The sequence below is a fragment of the Phaeobacter sp. HF9A genome (genome assembly GCF_011806385.1).
Lineage (GTDB): Bacteria > Pseudomonadota > Alphaproteobacteria > Rhodobacterales > Rhodobacteraceae > Epibacterium.
On the sequence record NZ_JAATOX010000097.1, the window covers coordinates 1 to 15,130 of the forward strand.

Genomic DNA, 15,130 nt, shown 5'->3' on the forward strand with positions numbered 1-15,130 from the left:
TGATTGAGCGCGGGCAGGCCCGAAAGCGTCCAGACCATATCCTGCGGCTCGATCTCGCCGCCACCAGGCACCGCCCGGGCCTCGGCCCAGTTGAACAACGCCTGCGCCGAGGCGGGCGGCATCGCATCCAGATCCCCCGCCAGCACCGCATTGGCCCAGAGCGCGCTGCCAAACAGGATGTCGGCGCCTTCGGGCACATGATGGGCTTTCAGCGTCTCGCGCAGGCTGGCCTCGATCTCCGGCACCTGCGCGGCGGGATCGGCCAATTCGTCGATCCGGTTCACGAACAACACAACCTGTTCCGCCTGAAGGTTGCTCAGCATGCGGATGAGGCCGAGATCCACGGTCGAGAGCGCCTGACTGGCGGTCAGCACCACCACGCAGACGCGGCTGTCGCGCAGCGCTTGCAGGGTGATCTGCTCGCGCATCAAAAACGTATCGTTGACCCCCGGCGTGTCGCGCAGGCAGAGCTTGCAGGGCAGCACCGGACTGCCGAGATAAAGATCCGCAGAGCGGGTCACATCGGCAAAGCGACCCTGATGCGCCTCCTCTTCTTCGGCGAATTCGGGATCATCGCCGAGGCAGATATAGCGCTCGATCAGGTTCTTGTCGAAATAGCCGTAATCGTGGCTTTGGCCCATCAACAGCTCGAACTTGCGTCCCAGGCGCGCCTTGGCCCGGTCGCGCATATGTTCAACCTGATGGCGGATCTTGTCCATCTCGCCCTCGGCGCCGGCCCGGCCAGCCATCTCGCCCATGCGGCCACCGCGGGTCAGCAGATGGTCCCATTCCTCCTCGGTCATAAAGCGAAACCGGGCGCTGGTCTCGGCGCGGGCCTGACCGGGCGTCAGATGCAGCGAGGTCACCACCGAGGTCCAGGGGTTCACATCCGAGGGCAGCAGATCCGACCAGCCCGCCAGCGCATTGACCAGCGTGGTCTTGCCGGATTTCACCTGCCCGAGAAAGGTCACGGCGGGCTCGAAGTTTTCCAGCTCCTGACCCAGCCGCCGCAGGTTGCGGGTGGTCTTGTCGTCCGGCGCGCCCGCGAGCTGCTCCAGCGCGGCTTGCAGCCGGGTGATCTCCCTGGCCACCTCTTGCAGCGGCTCCAGCCCCTCGGCGCGGTTGCCCGGCTGTGCGGCAACCCGCAATTCGGTGGTCCGGTCGATTTCGGTCTCGATATACATGTGGCGGTCTGTCCTCAGGTCATCAGGGGCAGGGGCTCGGCGGGGTCTGGGCGGTCAGGCGGGGGGCGACATTTCGCGGCGCAATTGCATCAGCACGGTGACGGCGTCGATGGCGGCTTCTTCGTTTTGTTCAAGCTGACAGAGCATCAGCACCTCTTCGCCGTCCTGGGCTGCGTCCTTCAGGGCGCGCAGCCTCGGGGACTGGGCCGCATGGGGCTCAAGGCTGTGCAAGACCTGCCGCAGGCTGTTGAGCGCGCCGTCAAAAACACAGGCCAGATCCGGCGGCTCGGCGCCCTCGCAGCCGGCCAGCATGCGCTCGGCCTGTTCCCGGATCATGGCGCAGGCTTCGGCCAGGAGGTCTTGCTCGTTGATCTGTGTTTGCATGGGCGACGCCGCGGCGGTCGCGGCTGTGGGCCGTGTTGCGACTTCGGCTGCGGCGCGCGGCGGCTGTGGCGCGGCCTTGCGGCGATCCGGCGGGCCAAACTGGCGCAGTAGCATTTCGGCCTGATCCAGATCAGAGGTCCGGCCCTGATCAATCTGGTGCACCAGATCATCATAAAGCCGCTTGCCACCGCTGGAGTGCCAGAGCTGCCGATCCAGCCCGGCCTGATCCGCGCCGCCGCCGACCTGCGCGGTCAGCCCCTGCACGGCGGCCAGCGGGTAAAGGCCAAGAAACTCCTGCGCGGCCAGTGGCTCCAGCGCCGTGATGGTCTCCTCCAGCGTGCCGCGCATGATGCGCCGGTCGGCCATGGTCAGCACAAGAAAACTGTGGTCCTTGCGCTCGTCCGGCACCCCGGCCCAGAGCGCCTGTTCCGGGGCGCTGAACTCGGTGCTGCAAAACAGCAGGATATCGGCGTAGCTGACGGCTTGCGTCATGATCGCGGACTGGCGCGAGGGGGCGCCAAACAGGGTGATCTCGGTCAGGCTCATGCCTTGCAACCGGGGATCCGGCAGCTCCTGTCGCAGGCGCAGGGCGGCCAGCCCGGGGTCGGTCAGGGTGCTGGGGTCCGACAGGCGGCCCTCGTGATGGCGGATCGCGCCATCGGCGGTCTCGATCTCGGCCCGGCAACTGGTGCCAAAGCGCACCTCGGTCATGCCCGCCGAGGGGCATTGCCCCAGCACCGGCTGGCCCAGAAGCATGTCGATCAGGGCGGATTTGCCGCTGCCCGGCAGGCCGATCACCACCACCTGCACCGGCTGTTGCAGCCGTTGCAGCAACCGCTTGCCCCAGTCGGCATATTGCCGGGGCAGCAGACCGGCATGCAGGGTCTCGCTCAATTGTCCGGCCAGCGGGGTCATGGCGGCGGCGTCATTGATCATCTGGATCCATCCCTGATGCTGTGATGCAGGTGCAGCCCCTTGCGGCGGCTGCCGGTGGCGAGAAAGCTGAAGCGGCGGCGTTTGCGGGCGGGGCGCGCGCGCTGCGCCGCCGCTGTCTGCTGTACCCGGATCAGGCAGAAGGAGACATTATCCTGCTCCGGCGCATTGGCGGCCTCCACCTGGGCCAGGATCTGCTGGCTCAGCTCGGCGCTGCTGAGCGCGCCCGCTGCGTTCAGCAGATCCTCGATCTCCTGCGCGCTCAGGGCCAGCAAGCCGTCGCTGGTGGCAATCACCAGATCCCCGGGTTGCAGCGCCAGCGGCGCGTGGCGGCACTCCATCTGCGGGATCTCATGGCCGGTGAGCACCGAGGTCACGCAGTCGCGATCCGGGTGCTCCCGAGCCTCCCGGGCCGAGATTTGCCCCGCCGCCACCATCTGATCCAGCTGCGCGGCCAGCGAATGATCCGCGTTCAGCCGATAAAGACGCCCGGCCCGAAACAGCAAGAGCGGCGAGTCGCCCACCGACAGCCAATAGAGCCGGTTGTCCACGATCACCGGCGCCAGCAGCGTCGCCCCCATGCCAAGCGCCTCCGGGCGGGACTGGGCATAGGCGCGAATGCAGGCATTGGCCTCCTCGGCGGCATTGGTCAGCACCTGTTCGATCTGCGCCTCCAGCCGCTGCGGCGCATCCGACCAGAGCTTCAGCCCGGCAAAGACCTCGGTCACCGCGATCTTGGAGGCCATATCCCCGGCGGCATGCCCGCCCATGCCATCCGCCAACACCGCAAAGCCAAGCCCCGCGCCGGTGAGGAAATCCGAGGCAACGGAATCCTCCTGCCGGTCGCGGCGGCCCTGGCTGATCGCCGTGGCAGCGTCATAGGTGAAGCTAGCGCGCGGCGGCATGGCGCATGTCGCCTTCCTGCGCGCCATCCCAGCTGAAGCTCTGATCGCAGAGCGGCACAAAGCGCAGCTCGGTTTCACCGATGCGCAGGGTGTCGCCGGGGTTCAGAACTTCGGTGCTCAGCACCGGGCGGCCGTTCAGCCGCACCAGATTGGCCTTGCCGCCATGACCGACGTAAAAGGCCTGGCTTTCGGGATCAAAGGCGATGGCGGCATGCTGATCGCGCGAAATACTGGTGTCGCCGAAGTCCAGCGGCACGCCCTGATCCGCACCGCGCCCGATGGTGGAGACCCCGGCGTGCAGGGTGAAGGTGGCACCACGCCCGGGGCCGCTGATGACGGCAAGCCATCCGACGGGAAACTCGGAATAGGTCGCGGCGGCGGGGTCTGTCTGTGGTGCAAAGGGATCGGTGGCATTGGCAGGGTTGAACCCCAAAAGCCGGGTTTTCACCCGCCCGCCACTGCGCGCGGCGGCGCGGCCCAGCGCCGGGGCGGGCACATCGACCGGCCCGCTGGGGCTGTCAAGATCGGTGAGCGGCGGCGGCAGGTCCGTGGCCGCCTGGCTGATTGGGTCGGGGGCCAGATTGGGGGCCTGTCTGGGAGCCTGTCTGGGGGCAGGCGCCGGGTCGGGCGTCGCGCGCGCCGCCAGATCCCGTGCCCGGCGCAGCGGCGCGGGGGCAGGCTCCGCAAGCGGCGCGGCGCTGGGCGCGTCGGTCTGGCCAAGCGCTGCGGCCTCGGGATTTGGGGCGGTGTCGGCAGCAGCCTCGGCGCGACGGCGGGTGAACAGGCGATAGTCGCGCGGGTCGGCCTCGGGCAGTTGCGGAGCCTGCGCGGTGGCAGGCTGCTGCTGCGCGTCCTCCGCCGCGGCAAGATCCTCTGCCGCATCCCTGGCCCAGAGCGCCTCTTCCTCCTGCCGGGTGCGGGCAAAGAGGCGGTCGAAATCCTCGTCGCTGGTCCGCTGCGACGGGGTTTGCGGAGCTGCAGTGATCGGAGCCAGATCATCGTCGTGTTCGGTGGCGGCCAGCAACGCGGTGACGGCGTCCAGCTGATCTGTGCGGCTGGTATCCGGCATCTCCTCGGCGGGGGCATCCTCCACGCGGGCCTCGGCGTCCAGCCGCAGCGGTGCGGGGGCGCTGCCGGGGGCCTCGGGGTGCAGCCGGCTGCGGTGCTCGCCGATAATGTCCTTGATGAATCTCATGTCCGAACCTCTTGGTGATTAGGATGCCGGGGCGGCGGGCCGCGCCGCCATGCGTTTGCCAAAGAACCGATGCAGCGCGGATCTGCCCGCCGCCGCGGGCGGCGGCGTTTGCTCTGCCGTCCCGGGCGTGCCGGTGCTTTTTGCCGGGGCCGACGTGCGATCCGCCGTCACGCGGCGTGTGTTGTCCTGTTCTGCCAGCCAGGCCTGAAGATCGCTGATCGGCTGGCCGAACATATCCACGAATTGACGCTTGCGATCCTTGCCCGGATCGACCCTTGCGGGGGCGGCATCCTGACGCAGCACCCGGGGCAGGCCGGCGGTAATCTCTCCCCTGGCCTCGGCCACCAGTGCCGCGATGCGCGATTTCCTCTGCGGTTCGGCCTGCGTCGCGGCCCCGACCGGCCCGCTGGGGGCGTTAACGCGGGGGGCAGACATCGGCGCTTGGGTCGGTGCGGCCGGGGTCTCGGCGCATCCTTCCAGCGCCTCCAGCCACTCGGCGGCGCTCTGGTAGCGATCCCCGGGCAGAACCGAGAGCGCCTTTGCCACCGTTGCCCAGAACGGCGCCTTGGCGCCAGCCTGAGCCAGTTGTGCGGCCAGCGGATCGGCCTCGCCCCGGGTGACCGCCTCAAGGCGGGCCGGACCATAGGCGGGGGCCTCGCCGGTCAGCAGGAACACGAGGGTCGCGCCAAGCGCATAAAGATCCGATGCAGGCCGTGCCGCAGCATTGCGGTGATAGAGCTCATGCGGGGAATAGCCATCCTTGACCGCCAGCGCCTCGTCCGCGCTGCCCTGCTCCTCGGAACGCGCGGCGATCGCGGCGCCAAAGTCGATCAGCACCAGCTGATCGCTGGCGGTCCAGATCAGATTGTCGGGCGACAGATCGCGGTGCAGGATGCCCAGATCATGCAGCGCGCCAAGAGCTTGCAGAGCCTGCACCAGGCAGCTCTGGATCATCGCCGGGGTGATGCGCGCGGGCTGCGCCTCGCGCAGCGACAGCAGATCCAGCCCGTCGATGAAATCCATCGCGATATAGGCGGTGCCGTTTTCACGAAACACCTGATGCACCGGGACGATATTGGGATGCTCTGCCTGTGCCAGCAGATGCGCCTCGCGCAGGAAACTGCGCAGCACCGCGTTATAGGTCCTCAGCTGCGCCGGTCCCAGCGGGCGCACCTGGCCGTCCTCGCGCAGGCAGAGCGCGCCGGGGAAGCATTCCTTGATCACCACCCGGCGATCAAGGCTGTCGCGCGCCAGATAGGTGATGCCAAAGCCGCCCGCGATCAGGGGCTGTTCGATCTGATATTGCCCCTGCAACAGCCGCGTCCCACAGGCGAGTTCCACATCGCTAGCGGGCTGGGCGGTCACGGGCTGATGCAGCATGGAACATCTCCTGAGGATCATGGCAGATAGAGAGGGACGAGCCCCCGAGGGATGAGGCCCGTCAGGCGAGGCTGCGGGTGAAACGGGGAAAAAAGGCGACTTTTTGCGGGCAAATGTGGCCAAGTTGCCCCATTTGTGCCGTAATTCGCGAAATCACGTTGAAAATAAGGACAGAACCGGGCTCCGGTTCTTAACGAGATCTTAGTTAAAATTACCGCGGTTTAAGCTTTTGACCGCCGCCCGGGCGGATCGAGGCGCGGTCCCGCCAAATGCTTGCGGTGCAGACAGAATCTGTCGCGGTTTCATAAAATTTTATTCTGTTTTGACAGAGGCTTGAGGCGCGCCGCGCAGGGGGCAAGACCCGCCCAGCGCGCAAGGCCGCAGCGCCTCAGATGACCGAGACGATGGTGCCGATGATCTGCTGCTCCCGGCCTTTGAAGATCGGCGTGAAGGCCATGGTTTTCTCGCGGCCATCTTCGCTAAAGGAGACGGTTTCTCGTTCCCGGCTGCGCAGGCTCCGGGTCACTTCGGGCGCCATCTGGGGCTGGCCGTCGGTGGTGCGGCAAGCGCTGAGCGGCGTGCCCTCCCGCGGCAGGTCGCCGAGATCGAAATAGCGCTGCGCCGCCGCCGAGGCATGGCGAATATGCAGCGCCGGATCCACCACCAGTGTCGGATAGGGGGTTGCCTTCAGGATCGCGGCCAGCTCGAGCGAAAGCTGTTGCAGCGCGGTGGCGTTGCGCTGCATGTGCTCGTTGACGGCGATCAGCTCTTCGTTGGTGGAGCGTAATTCCTCATTCGAGGTCTCCAGCTCCTCGTTGCTGGCTTGCAGCTCCTCATTGGTGGCCTGCATCTCCTCGTTGACCGATTGCATCTCCTCGTTGGAGCTCTGCAATTCCGCGATGGTGTGGTGCAGCGCCTCCCGGGTGGCGGCGATCTCCTCCTCGATCTGGCGCACATAGGCCCGGCGGGACTGGTCGCTCATCTCCGGCGGCGTCAGCAGCAGGCGCGGCTGCTTCTTGCGGGTCTCTACCGCAAACAGCGCGTGATCCTCGCCCTCGCCATCGGTCAACAACGGATAGCAGATCAGCCGCACCTGATCGAAGCCATAGCCCCTGATATCGTGCCAGCGACCAACGCGCTTGGTTCGACTACGCAGGCACAGGGTAATCAGGCTGGCGGCCTCCGCGCGCAGAGTCGATTTCAGGATCTTGGTGCTCATCCGTTGCAGGGCGCTGCTCTCATTCAGCTCGGTCACATGGGAGATATCGCCCAGGATGCGGATGATTTCAGCGTCGCGGGTGGTGATGAACCCATTGGGCGCCAGGATGCGGGTCAGCGTCTCGAACATATCCTGCTGCGGCGCATCGGCGGCTGGTCTTGCCGGGCGATGCGGCGGGCGCAGGCTCGGGGTCAGTGGCCCCGAATGCGGCGGCGGCCGCATGGTCTGGCGCAATCCACGTTTGGAATAGAGCTTGGCCGGCAAGGACTGGGTTTCAAAATGCCCCTGCATCGCCCCCACGGTTTCCGACGCGCCGAGGAACAGCTTGCCATTGGGCATCAGCGCATAGGCCATGCGTGACAGCACCTTTTCTTGCAGGGCAGAGCCAAAGTAGATCAACAGGTTGCGCAGGCTGATCAGGTTCAGATTGATGAAGGGCGGATCCTGGATGATGTTGTGGCGCGAAAACAGCACCACCGCGCGCAGCCGCTTGTCCACCTCCAGGGTCTCGCGGCCCACGCGCAGGTAGTCCTCCACATAGGGGCGGGGCACGTCATTGGCCGCCGTCAGCGGGTAGACCCCGCGCCGCGCCACCTCCAGCGCCTTGGCGTCGGTGTCGGTGGCAAAGATCTGGAGGCGCTCCTTGCGCAGATGCGCCAGCCCGCCCATCGCATCGGCAAAGAGCATGGCGACCGAATAGGCTTCCTCGCCGGTGGCGCAGCCCGCCACCCAGACCCGGATCTGCCCGTTGGGGTGGTGCTCAACGAGGCTGCGGATGGCCTTGGCCAATTGGCGGAACGGCGCCGGATCCCGAAAGAACCGGGTGACAGAGATCATCAGATCCCGGTAGAGCGCATCAATCTCGCTGTGGTTGCGGTGGCAAAGGGCAAGGTAGTCCCGCTCCTGCGTGATCCCCAAGCGGAGCATGCGGCGGGCGATCCGGCGGTTGATGGTGTTCTCACGATAGTCGCGAAAATCCACCCCGCTGTGGTCCAGAAGGAGCGCATAGAGATCCCGCAGCCTGTCGGAGGGGGCGGGCGCCTGAAGATCCGCCAGATCACCCGGATTGGACAGGATCCGCATCAGCTGCTGGCCGATCATATCCGGCGGCAAGCTCAGATCGACACAGCCGGTCTGGATCGCGGAGGCGGGCATGCTGTCGTATTTGGCCGTGTCGGGGGCCTGGGCCAGGGTGATGCCGCCAGCACTGTGGATGGCGCGCAGCCCGTCACTGCCGTCACTGCCGGTGCCAGAGAGGACGATGCCGAGGCTGCGCGCGCCGCAGCCCTCGGCGAGGCTTCTGAACAGGCGATCCGCAAGCGGCTTTGGCGTGCCGGGAGCGCTGCTGGGGGCGCGCAGGGCGATCTGACCTGTCTCCAGGATGACGTCAAAGCCGGGCGGCACGATATAGATCGTATCGGCCTGCGGCGCGACCTCCGCTTCGGTGAGCTCCACCACCGGCAGCTCCGTCTCCTGGGCGATCAGCGGACAAAGCAGGCTCTTGTGGTCCGCCGAGAGATGCTGGGCGATGATATAGCTTGCATTGGCCCGCTGCGGCAGGGTCCGCACCAGCTGGCCGAGCGCCTCCAGCCCGCCCGCCGACGCGGCTATTCCGATCAGGAATGGCGGCTGTGCCTCTGCCATGGATCTGCTCTCCTGTCGTTCACAGCCGTCGCGCGGGGGGGGGATGGGCGCTCAGCATCGCAACGAGGCAGACAGCGGCCATCGCCGCGCCGCGCCGTCAGCTTGTTTCAGATACCCCAGGCGGGGAGAGAGCTGTGGCCGGCCCCGGCGGGCTTCGCTATTTGGGTGCTCCTTTGGGGCAGCATATACGCAAAGCTGGTCGCTTGCACCTCGCGCATTTCGGCAATACCGTGACCACCAGCAAGACCACCCGTCCGCGACGGGAGGCGGCGAGGGAGCAGCAGAAAAATGATCCAATCATCCGACAGCCCCGGAACAGCGCGGGCAACGATGTGGGATGCTGCGGCCCGGTCCGGTTGGGATCGCGCAAAGATGCTGGCGCGGGGAGGGCAGGCCGTTGACGCCGCCACCAGCGCGCGCCGCCTCGCTGCGCGGGGCCAACCCCGGCGGGGTCTGCGCCTGTGCCGCCGTTGCTGGCGGGTTTGCGCTGGGCGTCCGCTGGCGCATGTGATCGGTTTCAAACGCGGCAATGGCGGCGCTTTGGCTGTGCAGTATATGCATCGCCAGCCGACCGTTGACCATTTTCCTGAACTCTGGAGCCTGAGAGGTGAGCTCTGACGTGACCCAACTACCTAGAAAACAACTGTTCGATCTGCCCGAAGGGGTGATCTATCTTGATGGCAACTCCCTGGGCCCGCTGCCCAAAGGGGCGGTTCAGCGCGCGCAAACCGTGCTGGCCGAGGAATGGGGCCAGCAGCTGATCCGCGCCTGGAACACCGCCGATTGGATGGCGCTGCCGCAGAAGGTCGGCGACCGTATCGCGGGCTTTATCGGCGCGGCGCCGGGCAGCGTCGCCACCGGCGATACGCTCTCGATCAAGGTCTACCAGGCCCTGGCCGCGAGCTTGAAAATGCGCCCCGATCGCCGGGTGATCCTCTCGGACACGGGCAACTTTCCAACCGATCTCTATATGGCGCAGGGGCTGATTTCGACCATCGGCAAGGATTACGAGCTGCGCACCGTCGCGCCGCAAGAGGTCGCCGATGCGATCACCGATGAGGTCGCCGTGGTGATGCTGACCGAGGTGGATTATCGCTCCGGTCGCCGGCATGACATGGCGGATATCACCCGTCGCGCCCATGCGGCGGGGGCGGTGATGATCTGGGATCTGGCCCATAGCGCCGGCGCCCTGCCGGTGGATCTGAGCGCCTGCAACGCGGAATTTGCGGTGGGCTGCACCTATAAGTATTTCAATGGCGGGCCCGGTGCTCCGGCCTTTATCTACGCCCGCCCGGATCTTGTGCTGGAGATTGAACCGGCGCTCTCGGGCTGGCTCGGCCATGACGCGCCCTTTGCGATGGAGCCGGGCTATCGCCCCGCCATGAGCACCGAGCGCCTGCGCGTCGGCCCCCCGCCGATCGTGCAGCTCTCGATCCTCGACGCGGCGCTGGACGTCTGGGAGGGGCTGACGATGCAGGAGATCCGCACCGCATCCGTGGCGCTTTGCGAGCGTTTCATTGCCGAGGTGGAGGCCCGCTGTCCGCAGCTCACCCTGGCCTCGCCCCGCGCGGCGGCAGAGCGCGGCTCGCAGGTCTCCTTTGCCTTTGCCGAGGCCTATCCGGTGATGCAGGCGCTGATTGATCACGGGGTGATTGGCGACTTCCGCGCCCCCGATATCCTGCGCTTTGGCTTCACGCCGCTCTATCTCGACGAGGAAGAGGTGGTCCGCGCCGCCGAGATCCTGGAAGAGGTGATGACCACCGAGGTCTGGCGCGACCCGAAATATCAGGTCCGTGCCCGGGTGACCTGAACCGCGCTGCGGGCGCTGGCGCGAAAAAGGCAAGCGGCCAGGCGCTGTGCTGCACAGGAGAGGGGAGTGCTCCCGTGCCGCCTGACGCATCCGGTCGAGGTCAGCCTTGGCGTTGCAGCAGGTAGATATCCATGATCCAGCCATGATCCTGCCGGGCCCTCGCGCGGGTGTCGAGGATCTCTGCCTGGACCTCTGACAGCACCCCGGCGATATTGATCTCGTTGTCCATCCCCGCGTAGGCCGACCAGTGAATGGTGACTCCCTCCGGCGCGGGCAGGCTCTGGAAGGAACATTCCCCGTCCAGCATGATCACCAGCGTATCGCAGCCCGCAGGCCAGCCCTCGCTGCGCAGGCGGCGGCCGGTGGTGATCTGCACCGGCGCGCCGATGCTGTTGAGCGGCACGCCATGCGCCGCCGTCAGCGCCTGGATCGAGGTGATGCCGGGGATCACCCGCATCTGCATCGGGATGCGCGCGCGCAGCCGCTCGGCGATCCGCATGGTGCTGTCATAGAGCGACGGATCCCCCCAGACCAGAAAGCCCACGGAACCGCCTTCCGGCAGATGCGCTGCCAGCGCCGCCTGCCAGACCTCGGCGATGGCATCGTGCCAGTCATCCACCCGTTGGCGGTAATCGGCGGTGCTGGGGTCGCGCACCGGCAGGTCGAACTCAATGATCCTGGGCGCGTGCGGCGCCCCGGTCAGCAGCTCGGCGCAGATCTGCTGGCGCAGCCCGGCAAGATCATCCTTGCCCGCGCCCTTGTTGGGGATCAGGATCAGATCCTGCGCCCGCACCGCCTCCACCGCTTCCAGCGTCAGATGCTTGGGGTTCCCGGTGCCGATGCCAATCAGGCTGAGATGGATCATCGCGCCTCTCCAGTGCAAGATAAAACAACGGCCCCGGAGTGGGGCCGCTGGAGCAGAAGGTCAAGGGGTTTAGCGCATCCCGCGCGGCTTACTCCACCGTCACCGTGACGCTGGCCTCGACCGGCTGGCCCGCGACGGTGATGCCGTTGTGGCTGTTGGAGTTCAGCGAGACCTTCACCTCGACTTCGCCGTCGGGCAGCGCGCCGATATGCATCCAATTGCCATAGAGCCGGCCGATCTTGGTGCCATTGACATAGACATGCGCATGGCCTTCGCCGGCAATATCCTTGCTGGAGGCATGCTCCGGCGCAAAGCGGAAATTCTGCGGCATCACATGCAGGTTCCAGCCCGCCATCGGGTCAGGCGTCAGGGCGATTTCCAGACTGGGCGCGCTATCCCCGGCGGCAATATCCACGGTGGCGCTGTGCTCATGCGCCATGGTTTCCGCTGGGCTGGCCTGACCATGGCCGTGATCGCCGTGATCATGACCATCCAGGGTAATGCCGTTTCCGGCGGCAACCAGAAAGCCGAGACCACCGCCAAAGACCAGACCAATAGCAAAGAGAGAGAGGGAACGGGACATCGTTTTATCCTTACATAACAAACGCCCCGCCAAACGCGGGTCTGGCGGGGCGCTGGATTGTGTCTCAGGCTTCGGCCCGCTGACCTTCGGCTTGCCAGAAATACCCGGCAAAGGCGCCCAGCAGGACCCAGGCCGCGAGGCCAACGCCAAAGGCGCGGGCGGCGAACAGCGCACCGATCTCGGTCGGCACCGGCCCGGTAAAGACGTCAGGCTCCGGCGCGCCGATCACATGTGGGGCCAGGAGCAGCAGCGCCGCCACCGCATAGGCCACGATATTGCTGCCAAAGGCGATCAGCCACATGGCAAGACCCGCCGAGGCAACCGTCGCAAACCACCAGATCTGGCGCGCGCCGACATCCGCGGCGGCCACACCCGGCACCTCCGGCGCCAGCGTAAAGCCGGGGGCCAGATGGAAGGTGACAAAGCCCGCAAGTCCCCAGAGGATACCGCTGCGCGCGGTGATCGCGTGACCACGGCCCTCGGCAATGGACATCAGCGCCACCATCAGCAGCGCATAGCCGGTATAGGTCAGCATGGTGAACAAGACGCTGAGCAGATTGCGCATCGGCTCGTCAAACAGGCCGGGCAGTTCAGGATGGGCGGTGACCGGATCAGCCCCGAAATGCACCAAGGCGCCGGACTCGTAAAGCTCGGCATGCAAGAGCACCGGTTGCACGAAAAAGAGCTGTAGCAGGGCGATTATCAGCCCTGCTACAGCACCAGCGAACAATGCGCTGGTCAAAATGCGGCTAAACATACCTTAGTGGCAGGGAAAGCCGGTTGCGTGGCGCACGTCATGTGCCGCGTCATGCAGGGTCGATGCCTGAACGTGACCGGTCAGGGTTACGATACCCAGACCCAGAACCACGGCAAACAGCGCGGGCAGGATTTGGGAAGCAGTGGCGGTAGACTTCAGAGCCTTGGTCGTCATAGTGGGGTCCTCCGTGCCGTCACACCCGACGGCGGAAAAGTTTCATTGCACACGGCCGGTCTCCTGACTCGCGGGTCACGGTGATGATCCTCCTTCCCGGCCCAGAAGCCAGTGGATGCCGGATCATCGCTCGCCGCTCACAGTCGCGGGGGCGGTTGAGGCTTCGACGCCGCGATTGGGTCCGCCGTTCCTCATTCCCGTTTCAGTCCCGATGCTTTGCACCATTAGACACCGTATCTAAGATGTATTGCCTTGTGCTGGGCGTTTGGGTCAAGCTGGAATCGACCCTTTCGGGGGGCGTTTGCGGCATCGGGGTATACTTCAACGGCAGTTGCCGGGGCGGCGTGAGGGGCAGCAATGCGGACGAAGCCGCCGTTGCGGTGCCTCAATACTCGGTAGGCTTGTTCTCAAAGTTTATTCCAGCACGGCAAGCCATCCCGGCCAGCATCGCACAAACATCAGGGCTCAGGCGGACAACGTCTTTAAGCGGAATGCAAAAGGGGTTGAAAGCGTCTGGCAGCTTTAACTGTTGAGGTGAGAAATGAATGATCACAGCGTTGAGAAAAACTTCAATCCGACGCACAGCTTTGTAAGCGCCATGTGCTTGATCATTGATTTCTAGATATATTCCGTCCATGCCGGTCGCGCGATCTTGATCGTCAAACTCGTATACCAACTGCAAGATCACATAGTCTGTTGAACCGTCACTTGCATCGCCGAAGGCCACCATTTCATAGTCTACTTCTTTCGACGCTGACGCATGTTTGAATTTTTGCGAGTGCACGGCGTTTTCCCAGCGTGATCTAAATTGCCACTAGGCTACACAATCGCGGCCAATAGGAGAACTCGTCTAAGTCGGTTGGTTGGGGCTCATTCCTGCCCTCCGCCGCGCTCTGGCGGGATGCGGGCGATCGCCTTGTTGCGCAGGCCACCGAGCGGGCGGGCATCGGGGAATGTGCCCTTGCGGCTCTCGCCATACAAGCGCAGAAATGTGACCAGATCCGGGATATCGGCGGCGGTGATCTCGCCAAACAGATAGGCCGTCTTGCCGCTCTGGCGTACTGCCAACACCTGCGGGCGGATGCAGCCGGACATGCAGCCAACACTCTGGAGCCGGGCCTCCAGCCCCGCCAGCCTGAGGGCCTCTGCCAGGCGATCCGGCAGCGTCGGATCGGTGATATCGCAGGACTGGCAGAGGCTGATGGTCGGGTGGCTCATGCGGGGGCGCTGTCCGGTTCTGCCAGCGGGCCATAGAGGATCAGCACCGGGGCGCCACTCTCCAGCTGCTCCAGCAGCGCGGGCAGGGCGTCAACCGTGCTGCGATGCAGCTCCTGTGCGGGGGTCGAAACCCCCAGCGCCACCAGCGCCGGGGTGTCACCGGGCAGGCCGGCCTCGCGCAAAAGCGCCAGCAGGGCGGCAAAGGTGCGCTTGCCCATATAGACCACGGTGGTGGCCTCGGCATCCGCCAGCGCGGCGAGGTTCATATGATCCGGCAGCCCGCCGGTCACGTCATGTCCGGTGATGAACTGCAACCGCCGCGCGGTCAGCCGCCGGGTCAACGGAATGCCCGCAGCCGCCGCGGCGGCAGAGGCGGCGGTGACGCCGGGGATGATCTCGTATTTGATCCCAGCGGCGCGCAGGGCGGTCAGCTCTTCTTCCAGCCGGCCAAAAACGCCGCTGTCGCCAGATTTCAGCCGCACCACATGGGCGCCGGACCGGGCGTAATCGACCAGCAGCTGGCTGACATGGTCCTGTTTGGGCGAGGGGCGGCCCGCGCGTTTGCCGACGCCCACCAGATCGGCGTCCTCGCGCGCATGGCTCAGGATCGGCCCGGAGGAGAGATCGTCAAACAGCACCGCATCGGCGGCCTCCAGGCGCTTTACGGCCTTGACGGTCAACAGCTCCGGGTCGCCCGGGCCGGAGGAGACAAAGCTGACAAAACCGCTCATTTGGCTTCTCCTTCAGGCTCGCCGGTGATCAGGTGAAAGAAGGTGCCGGTGACATGACCCTTGACGGATCCGGTCTCTGGCACCGGGTTGCCATCGGCGTCCATCACCCGGGCCAGGGGCGCGTCGGGTTCGTCCAGGATGGTGGAAT

General features: G+C 65.8%; 14 protein-coding genes, 1 pseudogene and 1 riboswitch. Of the genes and pseudogenes, 2 read left to right on the top strand and 13 right to left on the bottom strand.

Translation table 11 applies throughout. The annotated features are described in order from the left end of the window. The 6 genes from HCZ87_RS15305 to HCZ87_RS15330 all read right to left on the bottom strand — a co-directional run. Window positions 1–1,184, bottom strand: a 1,184-nt coding sequence (locus HCZ87_RS15305; protein ID WP_175582280.1) for a dynamin family protein, incomplete at its 3' end; no start/stop codon positions are given. A 54-nt stretch (window positions 1,185–1,238) separates the two neighbouring features. After that, window positions 1,239–2,504 carry a hypothetical protein gene (locus HCZ87_RS15310; protein ID WP_167645029.1) on the bottom strand — a complete coding sequence of 422 codons (1,266 nt, stop codon included), beginning with the start codon at window positions 2,502–2,504 and terminating at the stop codon, window positions 1,239–1,241. Further along, a complete protein-coding gene (locus HCZ87_RS15315) occupies window positions 2,501–3,406 on the bottom strand; it encodes a PP2C family serine/threonine-protein phosphatase (RefSeq protein WP_167645031.1) in 906 nt (301 codons plus the stop codon). Before HCZ87_RS15315 ends, HCZ87_RS15310 begins: the two co-directional genes overlap by 4 nt. Next, the gene (locus tag HCZ87_RS15320) at window positions 3,390–4,601 is read right to left on the bottom strand and encodes an FHA domain-containing protein (RefSeq protein ID WP_254868664.1); all 1,212 of its coding nucleotides are present in this window, start codon (window positions 4,599–4,601) and stop codon (window positions 3,390–3,392) included. Before HCZ87_RS15320 ends, HCZ87_RS15315 begins: the two co-directional genes overlap by 17 nt. An 18-nt stretch (window positions 4,602–4,619) precedes the next feature. Beyond that, on the bottom strand, window positions 4,620–5,981 hold the full coding sequence (locus tag HCZ87_RS15325; RefSeq protein ID WP_167645033.1) for a serine/threonine-protein kinase: 1,362 nt from the start codon (window positions 5,979–5,981) through the stop codon (window positions 4,620–4,622). A 388-nt stretch (window positions 5,982–6,369) separates the two neighbouring features. Continuing rightward, window positions 6,370–8,844, bottom strand: a complete 2,475-nt coding sequence (locus HCZ87_RS15330; RefSeq protein ID WP_167645035.1) for a chemotaxis protein CheB — start codon at window positions 8,842–8,844, stop codon at window positions 6,370–6,372. 507 nt (window positions 8,845–9,351) lie between these two features. Between HCZ87_RS15330 and HCZ87_RS21095 the strand changes: the two are divergent. Together HCZ87_RS21095 and kynU are read left to right on the top strand one after the other, a co-directional pair. After that, window positions 9,352–9,462, top strand: a pseudogene (locus tag HCZ87_RS21095) (tryptophan 2,3-dioxygenase); the annotation flags it as partial. 1 nt (window position 9,463) lies between these two features. Then, window positions 9,464–10,654: a kynureninase gene (gene kynU / locus HCZ87_RS15340; RefSeq protein WP_167645057.1), complete on the top strand. Its 1,191-nt coding sequence runs from the start codon at window positions 9,464–9,466 to the stop codon at window positions 10,652–10,654. Window positions 10,655–10,754: 100 nt separating this feature from the next. On the opposite strand, the gene cobF is transcribed toward kynU, so the two are convergent. From cobF to cobA, 7 genes are all read right to left on the bottom strand, one after another. Continuing rightward, entirely contained in the window at window positions 10,755–11,519 is a 765-nt protein-coding gene (gene cobF / locus HCZ87_RS15345) for a precorrin-6A synthase (deacetylating) (RefSeq protein ID WP_167645039.1), read from the bottom strand. 88 nt (window positions 11,520–11,607) lie between these two features. Beyond that, window positions 11,608–12,102, bottom strand: a complete 495-nt coding sequence (locus tag HCZ87_RS15350) for a hypothetical protein (RefSeq protein ID WP_167645041.1) — start codon at window positions 12,100–12,102, stop codon at window positions 11,608–11,610. Window positions 12,103–12,166: 64 nt separating this feature from the next. Further along, complete coding sequence (locus tag HCZ87_RS15355; protein WP_167645043.1) at window positions 12,167–12,859, bottom strand: CbtA family protein; 693 nt, start codon at window positions 12,857–12,859, stop codon at window positions 12,167–12,169. 3 nt (window positions 12,860–12,862) lie between these two features. Next, window positions 12,863–13,033, bottom strand: a complete 171-nt coding sequence (locus HCZ87_RS15360) for a CbtB domain-containing protein (protein WP_167645045.1) — start codon at window positions 13,031–13,033, stop codon at window positions 12,863–12,865. 35 nt (window positions 13,034–13,068) lie between these two features. Then, window positions 13,069–13,284, bottom strand: a riboswitch (cobalamin riboswitch). A 134-nt stretch (window positions 13,285–13,418) separates the two neighbouring features. Then, the gene (locus tag HCZ87_RS15365) at window positions 13,419–13,817 is read right to left on the bottom strand and encodes an Imm10 family immunity protein (protein WP_167645047.1); all 399 of its coding nucleotides are present in this window, start codon (window positions 13,815–13,817) and stop codon (window positions 13,419–13,421) included. 86 nt (window positions 13,818–13,903) lie between these two features. Continuing rightward, window positions 13,904–14,251, bottom strand: coding sequence for a DUF1636 family protein (locus HCZ87_RS15370; protein WP_167645049.1), 348 nt, complete (start codon window positions 14,249–14,251; stop codon window positions 13,904–13,906). After that, a complete protein-coding gene (gene cobA, locus HCZ87_RS15375) occupies window positions 14,248–14,982 on the bottom strand; it encodes a uroporphyrinogen-III C-methyltransferase (protein ID WP_167645051.1) in 735 nt (244 codons plus the stop codon). Before cobA ends, HCZ87_RS15370 begins: the two co-directional genes overlap by 4 nt. Window positions 14,983–15,130 lie beyond the last annotated feature (148 nt).

Coding starts and splice junctions, on each gene's coding strand:
- cobF (WP_167645039.1), bottom strand. CDS start 11,519: ATGATCCATCTCAGCCTGATTGGCATCGGCACCGGGAACCCCAAGCAT.
- HCZ87_RS15350 (WP_167645041.1), bottom strand. CDS start 12,102: ATGTCCCGTTCCCTCTCTCTCTTTGCTATTGGTCTGGTCTTTGGCGGT.
- HCZ87_RS15315 (WP_167645031.1), bottom strand. CDS start 3,406: ATGCCGCCGCGCGCTAGCTTCACCTATGACGCTGCCACGGCGATCAGC.
- HCZ87_RS15370 (WP_167645049.1), bottom strand. CDS start 14,251: ATGAGCCACCCGACCATCAGCCTCTGCCAGTCCTGCGATATCACCGAT.
- HCZ87_RS15320 (WP_254868664.1), bottom strand. CDS start 4,601: ATGAGATTCATCAAGGACATTATCGGCGAGCACCGCAGCCGGCTGCAC.
- HCZ87_RS15325 (WP_167645033.1), bottom strand. CDS start 5,981: ATGCTGCATCAGCCCGTGACCGCCCAGCCCGCTAGCGATGTGGAACTC.
- cobA (WP_167645051.1), bottom strand. CDS start 14,982: ATGAGCGGTTTTGTCAGCTTTGTCTCCTCCGGCCCGGGCGACCCGGAG.
- HCZ87_RS15360 (WP_167645045.1), bottom strand. CDS start 13,033: ATGACGACCAAGGCTCTGAAGTCTACCGCCACTGCTTCCCAAATCCTG.
- HCZ87_RS15330 (WP_167645035.1), bottom strand. CDS start 8,844: ATGGCAGAGGCACAGCCGCCATTCCTGATCGGAATAGCCGCGTCGGCG.
- HCZ87_RS15355 (WP_167645043.1), bottom strand. CDS start 12,859: ATGTTTAGCCGCATTTTGACCAGCGCATTGTTCGCTGGTGCTGTAGCA.
- HCZ87_RS15310 (WP_167645029.1), bottom strand. CDS start 2,504: ATGATCAATGACGCCGCCGCCATGACCCCGCTGGCCGGACAATTGAGC.